The organism is Pseudothauera hydrothermalis, assembly GCF_003345255.1.
Classification (GTDB): domain Bacteria; phylum Pseudomonadota; class Gammaproteobacteria; order Burkholderiales; family Rhodocyclaceae; genus Pseudothauera; species Pseudothauera hydrothermalis.
Map to the genome: position 1 here is coordinate 2838380 of NZ_CP029331.1, position 22460 is coordinate 2860839.

The 22460-nt window shown below is 65.9% G+C and carries 26 protein-coding genes; 4 read left to right on the forward strand and 22 right to left on the reverse strand.

Annotation, left to right across the window (positions count from 1 at the left end; all coding sequences use genetic code 11):
* From DIE29_RS13550 to DIE29_RS13580, 7 genes are all read right to left on the reverse strand, one after another.
* Positions 1-801 (reverse strand): DUF4198 domain-containing protein, encoded by an 801-nt coding sequence (locus tag DIE29_RS13550; protein WP_108080835.1) that lies wholly within the window; start codon positions 799-801, stop codon positions 1-3.
* Positions 802-827: 26 nt separating this feature from the next.
* The gene (locus DIE29_RS13555; RefSeq protein WP_108081158.1) at positions 828-1340 is read right to left on the reverse strand and encodes a DUF2271 domain-containing protein; all 513 of its coding nucleotides are present in this window, start codon (positions 1338-1340) and stop codon (positions 828-830) included.
* A gap of 14 nt (positions 1341-1354) precedes the next feature.
* Positions 1355-2041 carry a PepSY-associated TM helix domain-containing protein gene (locus tag DIE29_RS13560; protein WP_114650142.1) on the reverse strand — a complete coding sequence of 229 codons (687 nt, stop codon included), beginning with the start codon at positions 2039-2041 and terminating at the stop codon, positions 1355-1357.
* A 16-nt stretch (positions 2042-2057) separates the two neighbouring features.
* Entirely contained in the window at positions 2058-4409 is a 2352-nt protein-coding gene (locus tag DIE29_RS13565) for a TonB-dependent receptor domain-containing protein (RefSeq protein ID WP_114650143.1), read from the reverse strand.
* A gap of 154 nt (positions 4410-4563) precedes the next feature.
* Entirely contained in the window at positions 4564-6036 is a 1473-nt protein-coding gene (locus tag DIE29_RS13570) for an efflux transporter outer membrane subunit (RefSeq protein WP_114650144.1), read from the reverse strand.
* 8 nt (positions 6037-6044) lie between these two features.
* A complete protein-coding gene (locus DIE29_RS13575) occupies positions 6045-8015 on the reverse strand; it encodes a MacB family efflux pump subunit (protein WP_102042842.1) in 1971 nt (656 codons plus the stop codon).
* A complete protein-coding gene (locus tag DIE29_RS13580; protein WP_114650145.1) occupies positions 8015-9301 on the reverse strand; it encodes an efflux RND transporter periplasmic adaptor subunit in 1287 nt (428 codons plus the stop codon). Before DIE29_RS13580 ends, DIE29_RS13575 begins: the two co-directional genes overlap by 1 nt.
* A gap of 196 nt (positions 9302-9497) precedes the next feature.
* Here DIE29_RS13580 and DIE29_RS13585 point away from each other — a divergent pair, with 196 nt between their 5' ends.
* Positions 9498-9914 carry a Fur family transcriptional regulator gene (locus DIE29_RS13585; RefSeq protein WP_102042844.1) on the forward strand — a complete coding sequence of 139 codons (417 nt, stop codon included), beginning with the start codon at positions 9498-9500 and terminating at the stop codon, positions 9912-9914.
* A gap of 75 nt (positions 9915-9989) precedes the next feature.
* On the opposite strand, the gene DIE29_RS13590 is transcribed toward DIE29_RS13585, so the two are convergent.
* The 7 genes from DIE29_RS13590 to hemP all read right to left on the reverse strand — a co-directional run bounded on the left by DIE29_RS13590 (position 9990) and on the right by hemP (position 13205).
* The gene (locus tag DIE29_RS13590) at positions 9990-10406 is read right to left on the reverse strand and encodes an ExbD/TolR family protein (RefSeq protein ID WP_102042845.1); all 417 of its coding nucleotides are present in this window, start codon (positions 10404-10406) and stop codon (positions 9990-9992) included.
* Positions 10406-11173: a MotA/TolQ/ExbB proton channel family protein gene (locus tag DIE29_RS13595; protein ID WP_102042846.1), complete on the reverse strand. Its 768-nt coding sequence runs from the start codon at positions 11171-11173 to the stop codon at positions 10406-10408. The genes DIE29_RS13590 and DIE29_RS13595 overlap by 1 nt, the downstream gene beginning before the upstream one ends.
* Before the next feature lie 2 nt (positions 11174-11175).
* Positions 11176-11997 (reverse strand): energy transducer TonB, encoded by an 822-nt coding sequence (locus tag DIE29_RS13600; protein ID WP_102042847.1) that lies wholly within the window; start codon positions 11995-11997, stop codon positions 11176-11178.
* 21 nt (positions 11998-12018) lie between these two features.
* Positions 12019-12159 (reverse strand): hypothetical protein, encoded by a 141-nt coding sequence (locus DIE29_RS14655; RefSeq protein ID WP_158640359.1) that lies wholly within the window; start codon positions 12157-12159, stop codon positions 12019-12021.
* An 89-nt stretch (positions 12160-12248) separates the two neighbouring features.
* A complete protein-coding gene (bfr, locus tag DIE29_RS13605) occupies positions 12249-12725 on the reverse strand; it encodes a bacterioferritin (RefSeq protein WP_102042848.1) in 477 nt (158 codons plus the stop codon).
* The gene (locus DIE29_RS13610) at positions 12722-12946 is read right to left on the reverse strand and encodes a (2Fe-2S)-binding protein (protein ID WP_102042849.1); all 225 of its coding nucleotides are present in this window, start codon (positions 12944-12946) and stop codon (positions 12722-12724) included. Before DIE29_RS13610 ends, bfr begins: the two co-directional genes overlap by 4 nt.
* A gap of 55 nt (positions 12947-13001) precedes the next feature.
* Positions 13002-13205 (reverse strand): hemin uptake protein HemP, encoded by a 204-nt coding sequence (hemP, locus tag DIE29_RS14870; RefSeq protein ID WP_102042850.1) that lies wholly within the window; start codon positions 13203-13205, stop codon positions 13002-13004.
* Positions 13206-13428: 223 nt separating this feature from the next.
* Here hemP and DIE29_RS13620 point away from each other — a divergent pair, with 223 nt between their 5' ends.
* Positions 13429-14133: a fumarylacetoacetate hydrolase family protein gene (locus tag DIE29_RS13620; protein ID WP_114650146.1), complete on the forward strand. Its 705-nt coding sequence runs from the start codon at positions 13429-13431 to the stop codon at positions 14131-14133.
* Position 14134: 1 nt separating this feature from the next.
* Here the strand turns inward: DIE29_RS13620 and DIE29_RS13625 are convergent, their stop codons facing one another.
* From DIE29_RS13625 to modD, 8 genes are all read right to left on the reverse strand, one after another.
* Entirely contained in the window at positions 14135-15364 is a 1230-nt protein-coding gene (locus DIE29_RS13625) for an AsmA family protein (RefSeq protein ID WP_114650147.1), read from the reverse strand.
* 140 nt (positions 15365-15504) lie between these two features.
* Positions 15505-16146, reverse strand: coding sequence for an MBL fold metallo-hydrolase (locus DIE29_RS13630; RefSeq protein ID WP_114650148.1), 642 nt, complete (start codon positions 16144-16146; stop codon positions 15505-15507).
* A gap of 56 nt (positions 16147-16202) precedes the next feature.
* Positions 16203-17291 carry a molybdenum ABC transporter ATP-binding protein gene (gene modC / locus DIE29_RS13635; protein ID WP_114650344.1) on the reverse strand — a complete coding sequence of 363 codons (1089 nt, stop codon included), beginning with the start codon at positions 17289-17291 and terminating at the stop codon, positions 16203-16205.
* Positions 17288-17962 carry a molybdate ABC transporter permease subunit gene (gene modB, locus DIE29_RS13640; protein WP_114650149.1) on the reverse strand — a complete coding sequence of 225 codons (675 nt, stop codon included), beginning with the start codon at positions 17960-17962 and terminating at the stop codon, positions 17288-17290. Before modB ends, modC begins: the two co-directional genes overlap by 4 nt.
* Positions 17963-17975: 13 nt before the next feature.
* On the reverse strand, positions 17976-18731 hold the full coding sequence (gene modA / locus DIE29_RS13645) for a molybdate ABC transporter substrate-binding protein (RefSeq protein WP_114650150.1): 756 nt from the start codon (positions 18729-18731) through the stop codon (positions 17976-17978).
* Positions 18732-18758: 27 nt separating this feature from the next.
* Positions 18759-19580, reverse strand: a complete 822-nt coding sequence (locus DIE29_RS13650) for a TOBE domain-containing protein (protein WP_114650151.1) — start codon at positions 19578-19580, stop codon at positions 18759-18761.
* A gap of 187 nt (positions 19581-19767) precedes the next feature.
* A complete protein-coding gene (locus DIE29_RS13655) occupies positions 19768-20160 on the reverse strand; it encodes a hypothetical protein (protein ID WP_114650152.1) in 393 nt (130 codons plus the stop codon).
* Positions 20153-21010, reverse strand: a complete 858-nt coding sequence (modD, locus tag DIE29_RS13660; RefSeq protein ID WP_114650153.1) for a ModD protein — start codon at positions 21008-21010, stop codon at positions 20153-20155. Before modD ends, DIE29_RS13655 begins: the two co-directional genes overlap by 8 nt.
* A 214-nt stretch (positions 21011-21224) precedes the next feature.
* On the opposite strand from modD, the gene DIE29_RS13665 reads away from it, so the two are divergent.
* On the forward strand, positions 21225-21653 hold the full coding sequence (locus DIE29_RS13665; RefSeq protein ID WP_114650154.1) for a TOBE domain-containing protein: 429 nt from the start codon (positions 21225-21227) through the stop codon (positions 21651-21653).
* Positions 21654-21840: 187 nt separating this feature from the next.
* Complete coding sequence (locus DIE29_RS13670) at positions 21841-22401, forward strand: hypothetical protein (protein ID WP_114650155.1); 561 nt, start codon at positions 21841-21843, stop codon at positions 22399-22401.
* Positions 22402-22460: the final 59 nt, after the last annotated feature.

Sequence of the window (22460 nt, forward strand, 5' to 3'; positions counted from 1 at the left end):
TCATTGCGGCAAAACTTCCAGCGTGGCGGTGTAGCTCAGACGACGTTCCATATCCGGGTTGGTTGGGCTCTTGCCGGTCATCACCGCATTGAGGTAATACAGCCCAGGCCGGGCGAATACATGCCGAATCCGCCCCTGTTCATCGGTGAGCAACTCCACTTTGTCGAGCCGGTCGCGATAGCGGGTACCGCCTTCGACAATGGCGACCTTCAACTGCTTGGCCGCTTGGCCATTGGCATGGAAGGCAAAACTGACCTCCTCGCCAGCGTACAAATCGTTCGGGTGCGTGACCGGCACCATCTCCAGCCCTTCGCCTACCGGCTTCAGCTCGGTCGGGCTGCCAACGGTCACGAAGGTCTCGATGCGCGTGGCGACTTCACGCAGCACCAAGTCGGCGGCACCCGGCGGCACTTTTTCGGCGATTTCAGCGGCCGTGCCGCGAATACGCTTCGGCTGGCCGTTTTCTTTCCAGCTCGCCATCACCGCCGCGTTGGCCACTGCGATGCGGTAACTACCGGCTGCGTCCAACTTGAGGTCGAAGACACTGCGTAACGCTCCTTGCACCAGGTTTTCGGGCTGTAGCGTACGACCGTCTGGCGCATGGATGGTTAAGCCATCGCCCACCTGGAGCGGGCGGTGGTTGAAGTGGAACACCTGGTTCGACACGGCCGCATCCACAGTCACATAGCCGGTGCTCGACAGCACGGTGGACGAGGGCACCAGCCAGGTTTCATGAGCGTGAGCCAATGGCGCAGCCAGCGCTGCGGTCAGCGCGGCAAAAACGATGCGGTGTCCGATCATGGTGATTGCTCCCTTAAAGATAACAGTCAAGGCTTCAGATGCAGGGCAACTTTGCCCAACTCGCGCTCCCCGCCCGCCTCGCGCACCGCAGCCTCGCGCGGCGGCCAATCGAAGGGCAACGTCAGCACTTCGCGGCCGCCGTGCTCGCGCACCGCTTCCACCACCAGACGGTAGCTGCCGGCCGCCAACTCGCCCAAAGGCGCAGCGCCGGCGGTGAAGCCGAGCCGGTGCAGGCCGGGTGGACGGGTTGCGCTGGTCAAACCGTCGACCGGTACCTGCAAGTCGCGCCCGGCACGCCGCCACCACTGGCGGATGTCCTTCAGCCACTGCGTACCTTCGCCATTGCGCATCTTCAGGTCGTACCAAACCGCCAGATTGGCCGCCACGCTGTTGTCTGGTCGTTCCACCCACACCGCAACATAGGGGCGCCGGTAGTCGGCCACCTCGATGCGCGGCAGCTCAATGTCAATCTCCATGCCGGCGGCACGCGCCGGCGTCGCTGCGAGCAGGCCGAGGGCAAAAAGCACGGTCTTGTGCATGGAATGCTCCATAACTAGTGAATGAAGAGTATGACCAGTAGCGCCGGCACGACCACGCCAAGACCGACCGCCGGCCACACCGCAGCGCGACTGCCGGCGTGCGCCGCCAGGATGAGAAGACCGCTCAGGGACACGACCACACTGGCCAGCGCAAAAATGTCGATGAACAAACGCCAAGCGGCACCGGTATGCCGCCCTTTGTGCAGGTCGTTGAGCCAAGCGATCAAGCCGCGGTCGGTGAGTTCGTATTCCGCCACCCCGGCAGGCAAGTCAAAGCGCAGCCAAGCGTCCCCCCCTGGGCGCGGCAACGCCAGATACACCTCGTCTGCCGTCCACTCGGCGGGACGGCCGGCAGGCCGCAGCTCGAACACCTCGGCCAACCAGCGTTCGGTAGCGGGTGGCAAAGCGGCTTCGGTACCCGCCCGCTGCACAGCCTGCTCGCGTAGCACCTGCAACAGCGCCGGCGGCAGGCTGGCGTTGCGGGTGAGTATCTGCGGACGCGATTCGATGGTGCCCGCGTGGTTGAGCGTGATACCGGTCACCGCAAAGAACAGCAGGCCAAACAGACACAACGCGGAACTCACCCAGTGCCACTGATGCAAGAGGCGCAGCCACACCGCCCGGCGCACTTGCGGCGCGGCGGCGGTGGCAGGCGCTACGCGCGCTGGCGCACTGGCGGGCGGTGGTGGATAAGTGGGCATCGACGTCTTACCCGCCTCAGAAACGGGCGTTCAGACTGACCCAGACACTGCGGGCCTTGTCCTTGTTGTTGTAATCGTCTTCAGGCGCCCAGCCGCCCACACACTGGCTGCCGGTCGTGCAACGCACAAACGAATAGGAGGTGAAGTCTTCGTCCAGCAAGTTGTTGATTCGCGCATGAACGGTGAAGTGCTTTGACCACTGGTAGCTCGCACCCAGGTGATAGACTTCGTAGTCCTTGAAGTAACGGGGGTTGTTGTCCGCATCCTTGCCGCGGTAGCGTTTGGAGCGCGCCTCCAAGGTGAGATAGACGTTGAGCTTGGGCATGGCTTGCCAGTCGAGCGTAGCGTTGGCCATGTGCTTGGCCGAATTGGTCAACGGCAGACCCTTGTCGGCACCGCTCAGTTGCTCACTGTCGGTGTAGGTATAGTTGCCACGCAAGGCCAGGGTGTCGAACATCTGCCAGCGTCCGGCAAGCTCCATACCTTGTATGCGGGCTTCATCCACGTTGATCTTCTGGTTGTAGCTGGTGTAACCGAGACTGGTGTAGTCACCGAGATTCACGCACGGGCGCACGCCGCCGGTCGCCTCGCAGCTCTGGGTGGCCTCGCCGGACATGATTTTGTCCTTGAAATCGTTGCGGAACACCGTGAGATTGAAGTTGTGGCGGTTGGGGTGATTCCAGTACACCGCCATTTCGGTGTTGCGGCTTTTCTCAGGCTTGAGATCCGGATTGCCGGCAAAGGGCATGGTGCCTTGACCGCCAAAACCGGTGATGCCGTCATACAGGTCGGTGGTCTTGGGCGTCTTGTAGCCGGTGCTGACCCCACCCTTCAAGGTCCACAGCGGGCCGAGCTTGTAAGTGCCATACAGACGCGGCGATAAATTGGTGCCGAACATCTCGTGGTCATCATGACGCAAGCCTGCAGTCAGCGTAAAGACGTCGGTCGGCATCCAATTGTCCTCGACGAACACCGACCACATGTTGTGCTCCTGGACCTTACCCGGCGTACCCGATTCCATGCCGAACACGCCGTCCTGCAGTTCGCCGCGGATGACCTGCCCGCCCACCACCAGCAGGTGCTCACCGGCCAGCTTGGACAGCGGGATATCGAGACGGCCATCCAGGGTGTACTGGTTACTCTGCAAGGTACGCTTGCGCCGCGGCAGGAAGGTGGCCTCGGCAATCGCCTTGCGCTCGGCCACGCTCAGCCCGGCATAAGGGCCGGCGGCGTCGTAGATCTGCTGCAGCAGCTCGCGCTCGGCCACGGTGAAAGGCAGCGTACGGCCGTTGTTGTCGGTCTCCACATAGGACAACGCGACGAAGCTGCTCCCAAAGTCCCATTTGCCCTCGTGGCTGATGGACCACGCATCACGGGTAAATTCCTGCTCGTCGGCATAACCGACTCGCGGCTGGACCCGCCCGCCGCTGGCGCGCCAGATAGTGTCGATGCTATCGACCGTACCCAGCGGGTACTGCAAGGTACCGCTCTTATCCAGATACGGTTTGTTGTCGTAGACCTGCCGGGAGGTATCGAAGTCGAAGCTGAGGCGCTGATTATCCGTTGGCGTCAGATACAGACTGAAGCCAAGCGCTTTATTGGTGTTGTCGACCGTTTTGCCGCCGCCGCCAAAGCCAAGCACCCGGGTGCGGATCACGCCATTGGGATCGACCGCATCCTCGAATTCCGGATTGGAGGCATCGCGCTGGTAATAACTGCCGCGCAGACTCATCGACAAAAGGCCGGGCACGATAGGACCGCGCAGACTAAAGTCGGTGGTAGTGTCCTCACCAAAGGCATTATCGCTTTGGAAACTGCGGCCAACGGTGACCGACCCGGTCCATGTGCTGGCGTCTTTCTTGGTGATGATATTGATCACCCCACCCAGGGCATCGGCGCCGTACAAGGTGGACGCAGGACCGCGGATCACCTCGATGCGCTCGATGGCATCGAGCGGCGGAATGTGGTTGAACTGGTTGCCACCGAAATCGTTGGGGTAGATATCCCCGTGGTTGTTCTGGCGCTTACCGTCGATCAGCACCAAGGTATAGTCCGAGCCCATGCCGCGCATGCTGATGGTCTTCTGCCCGGTCTTGTCCGAAGTCTCGCCAACATCCACACCCTCCAGCTCGCGCACCGCGTCGATCAGGGTCATGTAGGGTTTCTTGGCGAGTTCTTCTTGGGTGACCACCGAGATGCTGGCCGGCGCATCGGTGATCTTTTGCTCGAAGCCAGTGGCCGAAACCACCACCTCGCCCAGCTGACGATCGGCCTTCTGAGCCAGAGCCGAACAAGAAAATGCGGCCAGCAGCGCTGCAGCGCAGGGTTGTAACAGCCGCGCATCGGCGCGAGACGACAGTAGAGCCATGCGAGAAGCCTCCAGGTGAGAATAGCGGTCTGGCTGGCTTCCTGGCTCGGCGGCCGGTGGCTGGCTCGAAGATCAGTTTTTTATGATAACCATTCTCACAAATAGACGCAATCTTTGTTACATCATAGCGTCAAGATCTTGACACCCGCGGATCTCAGCCGCCGGCGGCCGGCTCGCCGTCGGCATCGGTCGCTTGCCATCCGCCGCCTAAGGCCTTGTAAAGGTCCACCGCTGCGCTCAGACGCGCCAGGCGCTGTTGCAATAGATCCTCCTCGGCGGAAAACAGGCTGCGCTGTGCATCCAGCAAGGTGGTGAGTCCATCGCTGCCTTCTTTGTAGCGCAGCGTCGATAACTGCAAGGCGCGCGCGGTTTCGTCGCGGATCTGACGCCGGGCAGCCTCTTGCAGACGACGTTGCTCGACCGCGGCGAGCGCGTCATCTACTTCCTTGAGCGCGGTGAGCACCGCCTTGCGCCAGCTCTCCACCAGCACGCGACGCTGCGATTGGCTGGCCTCGACTTGTCCGCGCAGCCGGCCGCCGTCAAAAATCGTCTGCATCAGCGACAGCGTCAGATTGGCGGTATCGACAGGGTTGGCGAGCCCGCCCAAGCCAAACTCCGCGCTGGACACCGCGCTCGACAATCCAATCTGCAGCTTGAGCGGAAACAGGGCTGCGCGCGCCACTGCAATGTTGGCTTCAGCCGCCACCAGGCGGGCCTCGGCGGCGGCCAGATCCGGGCGGCGTACCAGCAACTCCGCGGGCAAAGCCGGCGCCACCGCCGGCACCGTCACGTCCTCCAGACTGCGGGCACTGACCTCGAAGCCCTGCGGCACCCGCCCGACCAGAATCGCCAGCGCGCGCAGACTCTGGCGCTCCTGGACCTCCAGCGGCAACAGGGCGTCGCGCGCGGCCAGCACCGTGCTGCGCTGGCGGCTCAGGTCCAGAGCGGAGGCCGCCCCGTAGCGGTAGCGCGCCTCGACAACCGCGAACAGGCGCTCGGCGATGGCCAGGTTGCGCCGCGCGATCTCCAGCCGTTCGCGCAAGGCCAGCACCTGCCAGTAGGCATTGGCCACGCCTGCGGCCAGCGAAAGGCGGGCGGCGGCAAGGTCATAACGGGTAGCCTTCAAGCTGGCCTTGCTGCCCTGCCAATTGGCGACATTGCTGCCCCACAGATCGATTTCATAGCTGACCGCCAACGCCACCGCGGAGGCGTCGTTCGATGACGATACCCGCCCTTGGTCGGTTTGCTCGCGGGTCTGCCCACGCCTGGTCGACGCATTCAGGTTGACCGCTGGAAACAGGGTCGCACCCGCGCTGCGCACGGCAATTTCGGCTTGCAGCACACGCTCGGCGGCGGCGGCAAGATCGGGGTTACCGGATAGCGCCTCGGTCACCAGCGAGGTCAGTTCGGCCGAGGCAAAGCTGTGCCACCACGCGGCGTCCACGGCTTGGCCGGCCGGCGCCGCCAACGTGGCCTCACTCCAACTAGCCGGCAGTTCGAGCGCGACACCGGGCGCATGTAGCGGTACGGCGCAGCCTCCCGCCAAGACCGCGGCCACCCAGGCCAGCGCATTGGCGCGCAGGCGCCCCGCCAGCCGCTGCAGAAAGTTGTGAAAACTGAAGATCATGCGAACGATCACTCCGAAGCAAGGGCGACCACCGGGTCCAGCCGCGCGGCCTTGCGCGCCGGCAGGAAACCGAAAATCAGGCCGGTGGCAAAGGCGCAGCCAAAGGCCAGCAGCACCGGGGCGAGCGCATACTGAACAGGGGTGCCCGACGCTTCCACGATGGCCGCCACGCCCAGCCCGGCGGCCACGCCCAGCAGCCCGCCGAGCGCAGACACCGCCAGCGCCTCGACCAAGAACTGCTGCAGGATGTTTCTCATCCGTGCGCCGGTGGCCATGCGGATGCCGATCTCGCGGGTGCGCTCGGTGACTGACACCAGCATGATGTTCATCACCCCAATACCGCCGACCAACAGCGAGATCGCCGCAATCGAGCCGAGCAGGATGGTCATGGTGTTTTGCGTGGCCGACACGCTGTCGATCAGCGAGGCCATGTTGCGGATCTGGAAATCCTCGATGCCGTGGCGGGCCAGTAGCAGCGCATGAACCGCCTCCTGGGTGCGATCGATCTGCTCCACCTTGTCGACCGCAACGGTGATGTTGCGCAGATCCCGCTGCCCGATCAGCCGCAATGCGGCCGTGGTGTAGGGGACGAAAATGGCGTCGTCCTGGTCCTGCCCCCAGGCGGTGGCGCCTTTGGGCGACATCAGTCCGATCACCTGAAAGGGGATGTTGTTGATCAGGATGAAGCCGCCCAGCTCAACGCCCTCCGGGAAAAGCGCATTGGCCACGGTCTGGCCGATGACTGCCACCGGCGCATAGCGTGCCTCGTCTTCCAGGGTGAAGAAGGTGCCGCGGGCTAACGGCCAGGTGCGTGCAACGATGTAATCGGCGGAGGTGCCAACCACCTCGGTGCGATGATCGAAGTCGGCGCGACGTACGGTGACGGTCGTGCTGCGCTCGGGGGCGACCGCCAGCACATTGGGCAGCTCGCGGATCGCCTCGGCGTCTTCGGGCACCAGGGTGACGATGCCGCCGCGCCCGCGCATGTTGGGCGCACCGGGACGTACCATCAGCAAATTGCTGCCCATGGCGCTGATGCTATCGACCACCGCGCGCTTGGCGCCGTCGCCGATGGCCAGCATGGTGATCACCGACGCGACCCCGATGACGATGCCCAGCAAAGTCAGCACGGTGCGAAAAACGTTGGCGCGCAAAGCGCGCACCGCGGTGCGGGCGGCCTCCACCAGATCGGTAAGCGGCGAGCTGCGGTCTGCATGCGGCGTGAAGTCGGGCGCGACGCGCGCCGGCGGGCGCGGGCCGGGGTCGGACAGAATGCGGCCATCGCGGATCTCGATGATCCGATCGGCCGCCTCGGCGACTTCACGGGCATGCGTGATCAAAATGATGGTATGTCCGGCTGCCGACAGCTCGCCGAGCAGCCGCATCACTTCGGCACCGCTCTTGCTGTCGAGCGCGCCGGTCGGTTCATCGGCCAAAATGATGCGTCCGCCGTTCATCAGCGCGCGGGCAATCGACACCCGCTGCTGCTGGCCGCCGGAGAGCTGGCTGGGGCGGTGGTCCAGGCGCTCACCCAAGCCCAGTTCGGTGAGTAGTCGGGCGGCCCGCGCATGGCGCTCGGCCGGCGGCATGCCCGCATAGACCGCCGGCACTTCGACGTTCTCCAGCGCGGTGGCGCTGCCGATCAGGTTGTAGCTCTGGAAGACGAAGCCGAACTCCTCACGCCGCAGACGGGCCAGTTCGTCGCGACCCAGCGCCGACACATCGCGGCCCATGAAACGGTAGTGGCCGCCGCTGGGACGATCCAGGCAGCCAAGGATGTTCATCAAAGTCGACTTACCCGAGCCCGAAGCGCCAACAATGGCTACGAATTCACCGGGATAGACGGTGAGATCGATGCCGTGCAAGACCTGCACCGTAATCTCGCCGCTTTGAAAACTGCGGGTCACCCCGGACAACTCGATCAACGGCACGGCCGCAGCTTCGGCAGGCAGTCCGGCCAACGCGGTTTCTGCTTTCATCAGCGCGGCAACCTCGGCATCGGCGCAGCCGGACGGCTTTCGGCTGGCGCCATACGCAAGCCCGCCACCACCTGCTCGCCTTCCTGTAAGCCTTCCAGGATCTGCGCCGTAACCCGGCTGGTTACGCCGACTTTGACCTGGCGCTCTTCGATGCGGCCGTCGTTGGTCACCACCCGCACCGTGGCGCTACGTGGCCGCTGCGCCTCGGGCGGACGCGCTGCCCGGGCACCGGCTTCGGCCGACTGCCGGCGTGGGCGTTCGGCGGCTGCTGCGCCATTGGGCGGGCGACCTGCGCCGGCGCCCAGGTTGGACAAGGCCCCCATCGGCACGCTCAGCACGTCGGTCGCCCGCGCCACCACAAAGAACACCTGCGCGGTCATTTGCGTCATCAACCGGCGGTCCGGGTTGGGCACGTCGAACAGCGCGTTGTAGAGCACCACGTTGTTGGTCACCGTCGGCGTGGGCTCGATTTTGCGCAAACGACCGGACCAGCGCTGCCCAGGGTTGCCCAGCGTGGTGAAATAGGCATCCATGCCTAAGCGCAGGCGGCCCACATCGGCCTCGGAGACCTGGGTCTGCACGGTCATGGTCGACAAGTCGGCCACCCGCAGAATCACCGGCGCCTGCTGGGTGGCATTGAGCGCCTGACCCTGACGGGCGGAAATCGACACCACGGTGCCGGCAATCGGCGCCACGATGCGGGTGTATTGCAGATTGGCCTCATCGGCGCGCAAGTTCGATTCGACTTGGTCGATCTGCGCCTTGAGCGCCTCGATCTGCGCGCGCACCGAGCGCAAGCTGGCCTCGGCCTGCTGCAACGACTCGGTGGTGGTAGCCTCTTCGGCCATCAGGTTCTGCTGCCGGCGGAATTGGATTTCTGCCAGCGTCAGACTGGATTCGCGCTCGGTGAGCTGGGCGCGCAAGTTTCGTAGCTGCGCGCGCGTCGCATCGACCTTGCTTTGCAACACGGTGGCGTCGATCTCGGCCAACAGGTCGCCGGCTTGGACCTCACTGCCGACTTCGACATGAAAGCGCTTGAGCTGCCCGGATACCTGCGCGCCCACATCCACGTAGTCGCGCGGCTGCAAGGTGCCGGTGGCGGAAACCAGGTCCTCGACATCGGCCCGCTGCACCGCGACCAGTTGGTATGTTTCAGCGGGCGGCACACCGCCGCGCCAGTGCTGCCAAACAAGATAACCGCTGCCGGCTGCCAAGGCCGACAGGATGACCGCAGCGAAAATCCGGATACGGCGTGCGCGCGGCGTCGAAAGAGCGGATGAGCGCATATCGGGGCAAAAATCGGAAAAAGTCGTGTGCAACGACCGGCAAGGATATTGGAGCGATCACGCCCGGTTTGTATCGTTTTGCAGCGCAAGATTGGCGCAGCCGGGCAGGTAGACAGACCGTCGGCGGTCACGTAGATTTCACGATGGGCAAGACCTACAAAAACCCTGACCAGGATCAATACGGACCCCTGCAGAGATGGACAGACTGACCACCCGGACGCTCGCCGAGCGCCTGCGCGCAGCCGGCATTCCGGTCACCCTGCAACGCCTGGAGATCGCCCGTGTGCTGTTGCCGCGGCCGGTACATATGAGCGCCGAACAGGTGCTGCACGCGGTCCGCGCCACGGTGCCGGAAACCTCGCGGGCAACGGTCTATAACACGCTCAAGCTGTTTCGCGAGAAAAAATTGGTCAAGGAACTGATCGTCGATCCGGATCGCGTGGTATTCGACTCCAACACCGACCCGCATTACCACCTCTACGACGTGACCACCGGCGAGCTGACCGACGTCTGTGCCGATGAGCTGCAAGTGGTGGGTGTGCCGCAACTGCCGCCGGGCGTGGAGCTGGAGGAAGTCGACGTCATCATCCGAGTGCGCGGCAAGCGCGACTGAAATGTATCTACAGTGAAAAGGCCGCCCGGCTCGCGGCGGCCTTCTTTGTTTCAGCCCCGGATGTCTTGGCCTCGTCTATTGAGCCGGCACGGTGATGAACCCCATCTTCTGCACCCCGGCCATGCGTGCGGCCGACATCACTTCGGCAATCTTTTGGTAACGCGTGTCACGGTCGGCACGCAGATGCAGTTCCGGCTGAGGCGAAGCCGCAGCGGCCTGCGCCAGACGCGCCGCCAAGTCGGCATCGGCCAGCGGCTGATCGTTCCAAAACAACCTGCCTTCGCTATCGAGCGCCAGCGTCACCGTTTCCGGCTTTTCCAGATTGGGTGCGCTGGATGCAGCCGGCAGGTCGATTTTGACGCCGTGGGTGAGCAAGGGCGCGGTGATCATGAACACGATCAGCAGCACCAGCATGACATCGATCAGCGGCACCATGTTGATTTCGCTCATCGGCGTCTGTCCGCCGCCCTGGTTGAAGCCGCCGAAAGCCATCAGGCCGCTCCCGCACTCGGACGCAGCACCACCCGCATCGCCCCGTCAGCCGGGCGGGCCGTCGTGGCGTCAGGCTGGTCCGACAGGCGCGCCCCGGTGGTGAACCACGCATGGAGATCATGCGCAAAGGCATCCAGTTCAGACAGTTCCAGCCGGTTGGCGCGACTGATCGCGTTGTAGGCCAACACCGCGGGAATCGCCACGAAAAGACCAAAGGCGGTCATGACCAGCGCCTCGCCGACCGGGCCGGCCACCTTGTCGAGCGTGGCCATGCCGGACGCGCTGATATTGACCAGCGCGTGGTAGATGCCCCACACAGTACCGAACAGACCGATGAAGGGCGCGGTCGAGCCGATCGAAGCCAACATGGTCAGCCCGGCCTCCAGCTTCGCAGTCGAGATCGCAATCGACTTGCGCAGCGCGCGGGTGACGAACTCTTCCGCATCGAGCTTGCCGCCCAGCGACTGCAAATGGGTGTGTTGGCGAACATGCTCGGCGGCCGCAGCGCCTTGCCGCGCCAGCGCTTCGAAGGGCGAATCCGGGGCCAGCGCACGCAAGCGGGCCAGCCCTTCTTGCAGATTGGCGGCCGCCCAGAACGCCTCCACCGCCTGCTCATGCCGACGGGCCTGCAACTGGCGCACCACCCGCACCAGGATCAAATACCAACTGGTCACCGACATCAACACCAGCGCAAAGGCCACCAACCGGATGGCCAGGTCCGACTGCGCCCACAAATGGGCCAGACCAAAAGCTTGCTGCATTTCCACGTTCACGATCCTTCCAGTTTGAAGACGATAGGCACCAACACCCAAGCACTGACCGCTTGATCGCCCTGACGCGCCGGCACAAAGCGCCAGCGGCGCACCGCATCGGTGGCAGCACGGTCTAGCCGCGCAGAACCCGAGCTTTCGGACAACTCGATGGCGGTCGGCAAGCCTTCGGCCGACACACGTACCCGCAGCATCACCCGCCCTTCTTCGCCCATTCGTCGCGACAGCGGCGGATAAGCCGGCGGCGGATTGTTGAGATAGTCGGCGTCGAATCGCGCGGCGCTCACCACCGGCGCGCTCGGCCCCGCAGCAGCGTGTGCGGCCGCAGGCGGCGCTGGCGAGGCGGACGGTGCCGGCTCGGCCACTGCCGCAGGCGCGGCCGCGGCGGGCGGCTCGGGCGCCGGAGGGCTGTCTGCGCTCAGCGCGGTGGGCGCTTGGCTGACCGGAACGGGTGTAGGCCGCGGTTTGGGCTTGGCCACGGGAACGGGTTTGGGTTTGACCACCGGTGGCGGCGCAGGCTCGGGCGGCGCGGGTTCAGGCGGCGCTTGCAGCGGTGCTGGCTGCGGCGCTTCGATCAGCGCCACCTGTAACGGCACCGCGGCCACCTGTGCCGGGCTGAGATCGGCGCGGGTCAATGCGTAAAGCGCCGCTGCATGGGCAGCCACCACAGAGATCAACGCAAGCGCGCGCACCCGTACGCGCACCGCCGCGCGTCCGCGCACCGGGCTATTCGCGCGCGGCGCAAGCGTGTGCCGCTGCACGCCAGCGCTTGCTGCGGGCCAAAATGCGGGCGCCGGCAGCGCCTGATCAGCCAAATTCATGTACCCCTTCCGTTTGCTCGCTTACAGCCCGTCGATGGGCGCCAGTGGCCCCATCGCCAAGTTCATCAGCACGGCTGCAACCGTCAAGTAAAGCACCACCCGTCGAACGGCAAACGCGGCACTCACCAGCCGCGCAGGCAGTCCTTGCATCTTCGGTGACATGACCCACCCGTCCTGTTGTTTGCGCTGGCTAGCCCGCAACACGACCGGGCATGGCTGACCTGCGGCGCAACCGGGCCGCCCGGTGCGGCTTACGAGCCGCCGTCCATCTGCGACTGCAGATAGTTCTGCAAACCGACCTTGTCGATCAGATCAAGCTGCGTTTCCAGAAAATCGATGTGCTCCTCGGTGTCCTCGAGAATGTCTTCGAGGATTTCGCGGGACACATAGTCTTTACAGGATTCACAGTAGGCGATGGCTTCGACCAGCAGCGCACGGCTTTCGGTCTCCAGCTTGAGATCGCCCTGCAGACACTCCGGCACATTTTCGCCAATCAAGAGCTTGTCGAGGTTTTGCAGATTGGGCAGCCCTTCGAGAAACAACACCCGCTCGATCAAGCGGTCGGCGTGCTTCATTTCTTCGATGGATTCCTCATATTCATGCTTGCCCAGGCGCATCAACCCCCAGTTCTTGAACATCCGCGCATGCAGGAAGTACTGGTTGATCGCGGTCAATTCGATCGTCAGTTGCTTGTTCAGGTATTGGATGACCTTCTTGTCGCCTTTCATCGTGCCTCCATCAGGGAAAAAGCCGCAGGAAACGTCTGCGGTACGCTAGCGGCCTGCGAGCCGAGCGCCGACTTCAGGCAGGCATGCGCGCAGCTTGCGCAACGGCCGCAATCGGCCGCCACGCCGAGATGGTCTCGCAGCTCGCGCATGCGCCGCACGCCACGTTCCACGGCATCGTGGATATGACGCTCGGTCACCGCGTTGCATACACAGACGTACATAGCAGTCTAGTCCCTGATGGCCGCTGCGAACAGTGCTCACCACCCCGCGGCCGGCTCACTTGGTCAAGATCAGTTTGCCCGCACGGGTGGCGCGCAAAGCGTAGAGCGCATCCCCATGGCGGATCATCACACACGACCGTCCTTGCAACAGCAGATCGCTGGGAATCGGCTGTTCACCCGGGCGCATGGACGCCGTCTCCGGCAGATCGAAAGCCGCATCCAGCGCATTGGTCCGATCATGCTGCAGGCGCTGTTCCATTGTATGTAAGTTTAAGTACAACAAGAATGATTCGCATTAAAGCACTGTAACACGCCATGGTCAAGCCCACTTTGTTGAAGCATGAAGCGCGCCCATCCAGCTTGCCTCGACGGCAGATCCGCACGCCCGCAGCGGCTGGCCTTTTACGCTCACACCGCATGCCGGTTTGCCGTCCGGGATGCGACAATCGGCGCTCTTTGTCGCCAACCCAACAGGAGTCAGCATGTCGGACAAGTACGTGATCGCAGCACCCGCGCAACCGGCCGTACCGGTGGTCGGCGGCGGGTTGTTCCCGGTGCGGCGCATCTACTGTGTGGCGCGCAACTATGCCGCCCACGCCCGCGAAATGGGTGCGGACCCGAGTCGCGAGTCCCCGTTTTTCTTCACCAAACCGGCTGATACGGTGCTGCCGGTGGCCGAAGGCGGCTGCGGCCGCTTTCCCTACCCGCCGGCTACGCGCAGCGTGGATCACGAGCTGGAACTGGTGGTGGCGCTGGGTAAAGGCGGTGCGGAGTTGAGCGTCGAGCAGGCCGCAGACTGCATCTGGGGCTATGCGGTAGGTCTGGACATGACCCGGCGCGATCTTCAGGCCGAAGCCAAGGCCAAGGGACGACCCTGGGACATCGGCAAGGTTTTCGATTGCGCGGCACCCATTTCGGCCATCGTGCCGGCCGCCGGCAAAGTGCTGACCAGCGGCGAGATTTGCCTAGAGGTCAATGGCCAGATTCGCCAGCGTGGCGATCTGGCCGAGATGATCTGGTCGGTGCCCGAAGTGATTGCCTTTTTCTCCCGCTATTACCGCTTGATGCCCGGCGATCTGATCTTTACCGGCACGCCGGAAGGGGTCGGCCCGGTGCAACCAGGCGATCACTTAAGCGGACGCATATTAGGCGTGGGCACGCTGACGCTCGAGGTGGTGGACCGCTGAATCAGCGCGAAACCGGCAGGTCTTGCAGGCTCAGGCGGGCGTTACGGCTTTCCATCCCGCCCAAGCGCAGGCGGCCGACCCAGAGCTCGGCAGTGAGCGGCCAGTTCTGCCAGCGCGGCAGGTCGCCTTGCGTGTCGGCCGACGGCAGGCGCGCGCGCAGCCGGTCCAGGTCCAGCGCATCGATAGTCAGTTGCAAATCGAGCGTGCCGCCCGCTGTCCGCGGCCAGAACCAGCGCCCTTCGAGCGCGCTGTCGGCCAGCCGGCCCGCCAGGGTGCCGCTGAGCCGGTCGGTTTCGGCTTGGAAAACGGTCTCGGCATCGATGTCCAAACGCGGCGCGGCAAGCGCCGCCCGGCCAGTTGCCCGCCAGCGCGTATCGGCCCTGACCGCCCGATCGATGACCGCCGATAGCGCCAGCGGCCCCTGCGGGCCGTCGACCTGGGCCGAGAGCTCAGCCGCTTCCATGTGCCAGCCCGCGTCCGCCCCGACCCGTGCGGCCCCGATATCCACCCGGCCCTCGACCAGCCGCCATACCCGGTTCCACTGCCCGCTGAACGCGGTCGTCAGCGCATCGAGCCGGATGCCTTGCGCATCGAAGCGATAGCCCGTCTCGCCCTCCACCGCCAGTTCCCCGGCCAGTGGCGCAGCCAGTTCGATCTGCGCCGTCAGCCGCAGGCGGCCGCCTTCGCCCAGCGCCACCGGTCCGGCCGCCAGTCGCGGCAGCCACGCCCGCAGGCGAACGTTCCGGACCGGATCGTCCACCCGCACTTCGGTGCCGATCAGCGTCAGTCGTTCGATGACCACCGCCGGCAGCGCCCTGCCCGACCTTGGCGTGGGCGCTGCGGGTGGTAGCCAGGCAAGCGGACTGGGTCGGCCCTGCTCATCGATATCGACCTTCAGATGCAGGCCGCGCACCGCGACTTCAGCGATACGCGGCCGATCGGCCAGCAAATCGCCGAAGGTGAAACCAGCGACAATCTCATCTACCGCGACCTGCGGCGCACCGTGCGCATCATGCAAGACGAGGCCGCGAAAACGCAGTTGCCCGTGTGGCCATAGCTGCCATTGGACCGCTTCGGTCAGCGTGACCTGCAACACCAACCTGGATTGCAGCGCCTCTTGCGCCACGGTGCGCAACCACGCCCCGGCGCGCCAAGCCAACAAACCCAACGCCACGCCGCCGACCAGCACCAGGCCGAGCAATGCCATGATCAGAACGCGTAACGGCTTCATCGGCGGGTTCAGGATCGGACTGCAGGCATCGCAGCGTGCCGTCTCTCCGGCACTGAGCGGCTCCGGCGCAGTGGGCGAAGCGGCCGAACCGCTCGACGCCCCGACAGGCCCGCCGCGCCGGCAAGCGGGCAGCGAAGCATTCAAGCGCGATCGGCTACGTATGGGTTATAGGCGCGCTCTTGGCCGAAGGTCGAGCGCGGACCGTGGCCGGGCACAAAGGTCACATCGTCGCCCAGCGGAAAGAGTTTCTTGCGGATCGAGGCGACCAGCGTGGCATGATCGCCGCGCGGAAAGTCGGTACGCCCGATGGAGCCGGCAAACAGCACGTCACCGACGATGGCCAAGCGACTGCCGGGGTGGAAGAACACCACGTGTCCCGGCGTGTGGCCCGGGGCATGGATGACCTGCAGGGTTTCCGCGCCCACGGTGACCGTGTCGCCGTCGTTCAGCCAGCGCCCGGGCTCGAAGCTGTCCACGTCGGGAAAGCCGAACATCTTGCTCTGCTGCGGCATGCCGGCGATCCAGAAGCGGTCTTCCTCCTGCGGGCCCTCGATCGGCACCTTCAGCTGGCGCGCCAGTGCAGCGGTGCCGCCGGCATGGTCGATGTGGCCGTGGGTGATGAGGATCTTCTCGACCTGCACGCCTTCCTCGCGCACGGCGGCGAGGATGCGCTCGATGTCGCCGCCCGGATCGACCACCGCCGCGCGGCCGGTGGCGTCGCACCACAGCAGCGAGCAGTTCTGTTCGAAGGGGGTGACGGGGATGGTGCGGCAGTGAAGCATGGCGGCATCAGCCTTGCGGGGGAAAGGGGCAATGATAGCCGATGCGCTCCGCCCGCTCAGCCCAGCAGCGCCACCGCCTTGATCTGCGCCCACATGCGCCGCCCGGGTTCGATCTGCAACTGATCCAGCGAACGCCGGGTGATGCGCGCGATCAGCGGCGTGCCCTCGGCCTCCAGGCGCACCAGCACGTGCGCCGGGGTGTCGGCCTCGGCCACCTCGCTGACCAGCGCCGGCAGCAGGTTGGTGATGCTGGTGCCCTCGACCCGCTCGTGCGCCAGGCTGACGTCGCGCGCATGCACGCGGAAGCGCAGGCGGCCGCCGAGCGCCTCGGGACGTTGGGCGACGAACACGCTGCCGCCGGGAAAATCCAGCCGGGTCAGGTGGTAATGCGGGTCGTGGGCGCCGACGGTGGCCTCGATCACCACGCCGGCGTCCTCCGAGAAGGCGGTGGGCAGATCGAGACGCGCCAGGGTCTCGCGCAGGCCGCCGCTGGCGACCACGCGGCCGTTCTCCAGCAGCACCACATGGTCGGCCAGGCGCGCGACCTCGTCCGGCGCGTGGCTGACGTAGAGCACCGGGATGTCCAGCTCGTCGTGCAGGCGCTCCAGGTAGGGCAGGATCTCGGCCTTGCGCTTGAGGTCGAGCGCCGCGAGCGGCTCGTCCATCAGCAGCAGTTCCGGGCTGGTCGCCAGCGCGCGCGCAATGCCCACGCGCTGGCGCTCGCCGCCCGACAAGCCTTCCGGCATGCGGTCGAGCAGGTGGCCGATGCCCAGCAGTTCCACCGCGTGATCGAGCGACACCCGGTGCGGCCCGCTGACGCGCCTGCGGCCGAACGCGAGATTCTTGCGCACCGACAGATGGGGAAAGAGGCTGGCCTCCTGGAACACGTAGCCCAGCGGGCGCTGATGGGTCGGCACGAAGGTGGCACGTGCGCTGTCCTGCCAGGGCGTGCCCTTGAAGACCACTTCACCGGCGCCGCGCTCCAGCCCCGCGATGCAGCGCAGCAGGGTGGTCTTGCCCGAGCCGGAGTGGCCGAACAGCGCGGTCACGCCGCGCCCGGGCAGGTCGAGATCCACATCCAGCGTGAAGCCCGGCCAATCCACCCGGCAGCGCGCGCGGATGCCGCCGCCCGGGGACGTGTTCATTTCCATGCGCGCGCGCCCTTGCGAGTGTAGAGAATGAGCAGCACCAGAAAGCTGAAGACCAGCATGCCGGCGGACAGCATATGGGCTTCGGCGTATTCGAGCGCCTCGACGTGGTCGTAGATCTGCACCGACACCACGCGGGTCTTCTCCGGAATGTTGCCGCCTATCATCAGCACCACGCCGAACTCGCCCACCGTATGGGCGAAACCCAGCACCGCGGCGGTGACGAAGCCGGGCCGCGCCAGCGGCAGGGCGACACTGAAGAAGGTATCCCAGGGGCCCGCGCGCAGCGTGGCGGCGGCTTCCAGCATGCGCTCGCCGACCGCCTCGAAGGCGTTCTGCACCGGCTGCACCACGAAGGGCAGCGAATAGAACACCGAGGCCACCACCAGGCCGGGGAAGGTGAAGGGCAGCGTGCCCAGGCCCAGGCTCTCGGTGAAGCGCCCGACCGGCCCGTTGGGCCCCATCGCCACCAGCAGGTAGAAGCCCAGCACGGTGGGCGGCAGTACCAGCGGCAGCGCCACCACCGCGCCGACCACCCCCTTCCACCTGGAACGGGTGCGTGCCAGCCACCAGGCGATCGGCGTGCCGACCACCAGCAGGATCACCGTGGTGACGGTCGCCAGCTCCAGCGTCAGGCGGATCGCGGCGAGGTCGACGTCGCTCAGCATGGCAGGCGATCCCTTACAACGAGTAGCCGTAGGCGCGGATGATGGCCGCCGCGGTTTCGCCCTTCAGGTATTCCACCAGCGCCGCAGCCGCGGGATTGTCCCGCCCCTTGGCGAGGATGACCGCATCCTGGCGCATCTCGGCATGCAGCTCGGCCGGCACCTCCCAGGCGGAACCGCTCTTCAGGCGCCCGTCCTCGCTCACCTGCGACAGCGCGACGAAGCCCAGCTCCGCATTGCCGGTAAACACGAACTGGTAGGTCTGCGAGATGTTCTCGCCAGTCACCAGCTTGCCGCGCAGCGCGTCGGTCAGCCCCATGCGCGCCAGCACCTCCATCGCCGCGGCGCCATAGGGCGCGGTCTTGGGACTGGCGATGGCCAGGTGGCGGAACTCGCCACGGCGCAGCACCTCGCCGGCCCGGTCGACATAGCCTTCCTTCGGGGACCACAGCACCAGGCGGCCGATGGCGTAAGTGAAGCGCGACTCGGCGAGCGCATGGCCTTCATTGGCGAGACGGGCCGGCGCGCGTTCGTCGGCGGCCAGGAACACTTCGAAGGGCGCGCCATTGACGACCTGCGCATACAGCTTGCCGGTGGCGCCGAAGCTGACCAGCGCGCGGTGCCCGGTGTCGCGCTCGAAGGCCGCGACGATCTTCTGCATCGGCGCGGTGAAATTGGCCGCCACGGCGACCTGCACCTCCGCCGCGTGGGCGGACAAGGTGGACACGAGCAAGGCGGATGCGGACAGCAGTCTGGCGAGCAGGCGGTTCATGGGAAGGGCTCCTGAGGAAAGGATCGATCAGTCGTAGGTCGCCAGAATCACGCTGGACGACTTGAAGATGGCGCAGGCGCGGGTGCCGACCGCCAGGCCGAGGTTCTCGCAGCTGCCGTGGGTGACCACGGCAGTCACGTTCTTGCCCGAAGGCAGCAGCAGGGTGACCTCGTCATTCACCGACCCTTCATGGATGGCGGAGACCTCGCCCCACAGCTGGTTGCGCGCGGTCAGGCGGATCTCGCTGTCGGTGGACAGCAGCACCGAGGAGGACTTGACCAGGGCGAACACCTCCTTGCCGATCGCCAGGGCGAGGTTCTCGGCGCTGGCCTTGGTGATCACCGCGACGATCTCGGTGTGCTTGTCCAGGCGCAGGCGCACCTCGTAATCCACCTCGCCGTCACGCAGCGCTACGATGGGGCCGGAGAACTGGTTGCGTGCGCTGGTCTTCATGGCCATGCGCTGCATCAGACGGCGGAACTCGTCGATGCTCACCGGACCGTCGTCGGCCAGGCGCGCGGCCACGCGCTCCAGCGCCGCCTGGGTCTCGATCTCCAGCGCGCGGTACATCGCCACCATGCGCCGGCCGTAGTCGGTGAGCAGCGTGCCGCCGCCCTGGCGCCCGCCTGTGACGCGTACCACCAGCGGCTCGGGCGACAGGTTGTTCATGGTGTCCACCGCATCCCACGCCGCCTTGTATGACAATGGCACCGCCTTGGCGGCCTGGTTGATCGAGCCGAGGCGGTCGATCGCCTCCAGCAGGCGCACCCGGGTGTCGGACAGCGCGCTGCCGGCAGGGGCATCGATCGACAGGCGGCCCAGCAGGCGCTCGGGACATTGCGGGGTCATGGTCGCTCCTTTTATGTTTATCGATATATAGCGAAGATCATGCCAGCGGCCCTGCCCGCGCCCATCGCTTGCATTGAAGCACTACAAGCCATGCGCGCCGCCGCCAGCGGACAATGCCTGTCGTTTTTTATGTAGTCAACACTACAACGCGTCAACATCCCTACACCCCTGTCCGGCTGCCCGCGGCTCAACGCGGCATCGTCTCGCTGAGCACGTAGAAGACCTGCCCGGGTCCGCAGGCGTCATTGCCAATCACCACCCTGCGCACCAGCCAGCGCTCATCGCGCAGCAACCAGGCAGTTACCGCTTCGCCGGCCGCGGCGCGCAGGTAGAACTCCTCGTCGTCGTCCGAGCATGGTTCGCTGAGCATCCATTCGTGCGCGTAGTAGCAGCACGCGCCATCGGCGTCACGCCCGAATACCCGCTGCGCGGCGAGTTCCGCGTCACAGTGGATCTCGAAGGCAATCGGCACGATGACCTGCGCCCGCCACGCCGCAGGCAGTTCGCGGCGCCACGGATGTTCGGCGGCGCGATGCCCGCCGGCTCTCCCGCGCGGCTCGGGCGCAAGGTGCTCACGCATGGTGCCCTCCCTTGCCCGCGCACTCGAAGCGTACCGCCACGTCCGCGGGCGGCGCCGTATAGGGCGCCGAGGTAGCGATCATGTCGGCACCGGACGAGGCATAGGCTGCGGCGTTGCGCACGCCCACGCCGCCGGTGGCCACCAGCAGCGGGGCGAGGCCGGCGGCCTGCAGGCGTTCGCGCAGCGCGGCCAGCCGGTCCGGCGGGAACTTCTCCAGTTGCAGGATCTCGGCGCCGGCCTCGGCCCAGGCGAGCGCCTCGTCCGCGTCGCCCACTTCGACCACTGCGCGCTTCTCCGGCTGCAGGGCGCGCAAGCGGCGCACCGTGGCGCCCGGCTCGGCGTCGATGAACAGGCGGTGCTCGGCGAACACCAGCAGGGTCTCGGACAGGCCTAGACGATGCACGATGGCGCCGCCGGCGCGCACCGCCTTGACCGACAGCGCCTTGGTGCCGGGCACGTTCTTGCGCGTGCAGGCCACCGCCAGCGGGCGCGCGGCATCCACGATGGCCGCGGCCGCGGTGGCGATGCCGCTCATCCATTCGACCAGGTTCTGCGCGGTCTTCCACGCCCGGTGCAAGGCGGCGGCCGAACCTTCCGCGCTCAGCAGCAAGGCGCCGGCCTCGACCGGCGTGCCGGAGCCGGCCCGTACCTCGCAGCGCGTGGCGCCGGCCAGCTCGAACAGGCGGCGCGCTTCCTCGGTGCCGCAGGCGCGCATCGCGCCCCGGGCGCGGAACTCGACGCGGGCCGGGGCCGCGCCGATGCCGAGCGTCTCGGTGGTGAGATCGCCGGCCGGCACGTCGTCGGCCAGCAGGCGGTACAGGGCATCGTCGGACAGGGCACAGTCGCTCATCGGATCTCCGGGGGATCGGCTTGTTTATCTACCGTCGTATATAGCGATATCCATGCCAAGCGAGCGGGCGTTATTCGCCTCGCTATGGTTGCGGCAAAACAACGCTAACAAATAGAGTGCGGCTCACGGAGACAGGCGTGAGCATGCCCGCGTTTCTATGTAGCTAACAACACAACGCGACAACGAACCGACAAACAATCATACGGAGAACGACATGAAGGTCAGCGCCCGCAACGTCTTCCGCGGCAAGGTCGCCGCCACCCGTCCCGGCTCGGTGAATGCCGAAGTGGACATCGACCTGGGCGGCGGCGACCGCCTGGTGGCAGTGGTCACCCTCGCCAGCCTCGAGGACCTCGGCCTAGCCCCCGGCAGCGAGGTCATCGCCCTGGTCAAGGCACCCTGGGTGATGGTGCTCACCGACGCCTCGGGCGTGAAGCTCTCGGCACGCAACAATCTCGCCGGCACGATCAGCGCGGTGGCGGTGGGCGCGGTCAATGCCGAAGTCACCATCGCCCTTCCCGGCGGCACCGAGGTGATGGCGGTGATCACCCGTGACGCGGTCAACGAGCTCGGACTCAAGCCCGGGGTGGCGGCCACCGCGGTGATCAAGGCCTCGCACGTCGTGCTCGGCGTGCCGGTCTGAGCGCCACTGCGTCGCAAACCCGACAATCCTGTCGCACAGGCGCCCCGGACCAGCACTCCGCCACAAGTCCGGGTTTCCGCGAACTCCCTGTAATGGCGCTGCATGGCGGCCACCCGGTCGCCTTGCCGGCGACATGGCGCGCTTCCTGCTGACTGGAGGCATTTCATCCACTGCACGAGGACGCGAGATGCTGCTCAAGCGCTACGAAGAACAGAACCTGCTGTTCAACTCCAACTTCACCGAGCCGGCCGGTGGCGGGCTGACCGCTTATCGCGGCGACCTGGTACTGACCGAAGGCGAAGTGGCCGACGCCTCCGGCCGCCGCAAGCCGCCCACCGCCAGCGTCCGCCAGGCCGTGCTGCTGGCCACCGACGACAAGCTGGTGCTGGCCGCCGGCCAGCTCGACGAGATCGCCAAGCTGCCGCTGTTCGTCGAGCGCTACGCGGCCGACTTCGCGCCCGACATGCAGGCGGTGTTCTTCGTGAACAACATCGGCAAGCCGATGCAGCTGGCGCTGGGCGGGGTGACGTTCCGCCTGCTGCCGCTGGAAGACGGCATGGTGTGGAACGAACTGCTCGAAGAACTGCGCCTGGAAAAGAGCGACCTCAAGGGCCAGTCGGCCGGCGAGAAGGTGGCCACCGTCTGTGCCGCGCTCAAGGACTACAAGGCGCGCGGCGCCGAAGTGGCGCTGGAAGCGGCGCTGGCCGACACCATCGAGGTGAAGCACGGCGGGCGCGGCCCGGTGTGAGGCACCGGCCGGCCAACGGGTAGGAGCGGGCTTGGCCGCGATACGGCCGTCGTCTTGCC

Bases quoted from the DNA above. Each gene is read 5' to 3' on its own strand.
- DIE29_RS13550 (WP_108080835.1), bottom strand. From the start codon at position 801: ATGATCGGACACCGCATCGTTTTTGCCGCGCTGACCGCAGCGCTGGCT.
- DIE29_RS13555 (WP_108081158.1), bottom strand. From the start codon at position 1,340: ATGCACAAGACCGTGCTTTTTGCCCTCGGCCTGCTCGCAGCGACGCCG.
- DIE29_RS13560 (WP_114650142.1), bottom strand. From the start codon at position 2,041: ATGCCCACTTATCCACCACCGCCCGCCAGTGCGCCAGCGCGCGTAGCG.
- DIE29_RS13565 (WP_114650143.1), bottom strand. From the start codon at position 4,409: ATGGCTCTACTGTCGTCTCGCGCCGATGCGCGGCTGTTACAACCCTGC.
- DIE29_RS13570 (WP_114650144.1), bottom strand. From the start codon at position 6,036: ATGATCTTCAGTTTTCACAACTTTCTGCAGCGGCTGGCGGGGCGCCTG.
- DIE29_RS13575 (WP_102042842.1), bottom strand. From the start codon at position 8,015: ATGAAAGCAGAAACCGCGTTGGCCGGACTGCCTGCCGAAGCTGCGGCC.
- DIE29_RS13580 (WP_114650145.1), bottom strand. From the start codon at position 9,301: ATGCGCTCATCCGCTCTTTCGACGCCGCGCGCACGCCGTATCCGGATT.
- DIE29_RS13585 (WP_102042844.1), top strand. From the start codon at position 9,498: ATGGACAGACTGACCACCCGGACGCTCGCCGAGCGCCTGCGCGCAGCC.
- DIE29_RS13590 (WP_102042845.1), bottom strand. From the start codon at position 10,406: ATGGCTTTCGGCGGCTTCAACCAGGGCGGCGGACAGACGCCGATGAGC.
- DIE29_RS13600 (WP_102042847.1), bottom strand. From the start codon at position 11,997: ATGAATTTGGCTGATCAGGCGCTGCCGGCGCCCGCATTTTGGCCCGCA.
- DIE29_RS14655 (WP_158640359.1), bottom strand. From the start codon at position 12,159: ATGTCACCGAAGATGCAAGGACTGCCTGCGCGGCTGGTGAGTGCCGCG.
- bfr (WP_102042848.1), bottom strand. From the start codon at position 12,725: ATGAAAGGCGACAAGAAGGTCATCCAATACCTGAACAAGCAACTGACG.
- DIE29_RS13610 (WP_102042849.1), bottom strand. From the start codon at position 12,946: ATGTACGTCTGTGTATGCAACGCGGTGACCGAGCGTCATATCCACGAT.
- hemP (WP_102042850.1), bottom strand. From the start codon at position 13,205: ATGGAACAGCGCCTGCAGCATGATCGGACCAATGCGCTGGATGCGGCT.
- DIE29_RS13620 (WP_114650146.1), top strand. From the start codon at position 13,429: ATGTCGGACAAGTACGTGATCGCAGCACCCGCGCAACCGGCCGTACCG.
- DIE29_RS13625 (WP_114650147.1), bottom strand. From the start codon at position 15,364: ATGAAGCCGTTACGCGTTCTGATCATGGCATTGCTCGGCCTGGTGCTG.
- DIE29_RS13630 (WP_114650148.1), bottom strand. From the start codon at position 16,146: ATGCTTCACTGCCGCACCATCCCCGTCACCCCCTTCGAACAGAACTGC.
- modC (WP_114650344.1), bottom strand. From the start codon at position 17,291: ATGAACACGTCCCCGGGCGGCGGCATCCGCGCGCGCTGCCGGGTGGAT.
- modB (WP_114650149.1), bottom strand. From the start codon at position 17,962: ATGCTGAGCGACGTCGACCTCGCCGCGATCCGCCTGACGCTGGAGCTG.
- modA (WP_114650150.1), bottom strand. From the start codon at position 18,731: ATGAACCGCCTGCTCGCCAGACTGCTGTCCGCATCCGCCTTGCTCGTG.
- DIE29_RS13650 (WP_114650151.1), bottom strand. From the start codon at position 19,580: ATGACCCCGCAATGTCCCGAGCGCCTGCTGGGCCGCCTGTCGATCGAT.
- DIE29_RS13655 (WP_114650152.1), bottom strand. From the start codon at position 20,160: ATGCGTGAGCACCTTGCGCCCGAGCCGCGCGGGAGAGCCGGCGGGCAT.
- modD (WP_114650153.1), bottom strand. From the start codon at position 21,010: ATGAGCGACTGTGCCCTGTCCGACGATGCCCTGTACCGCCTGCTGGCC.
- DIE29_RS13665 (WP_114650154.1), top strand. From the start codon at position 21,225: ATGAAGGTCAGCGCCCGCAACGTCTTCCGCGGCAAGGTCGCCGCCACC.
- DIE29_RS13670 (WP_114650155.1), top strand. From the start codon at position 21,841: ATGCTGCTCAAGCGCTACGAAGAACAGAACCTGCTGTTCAACTCCAAC.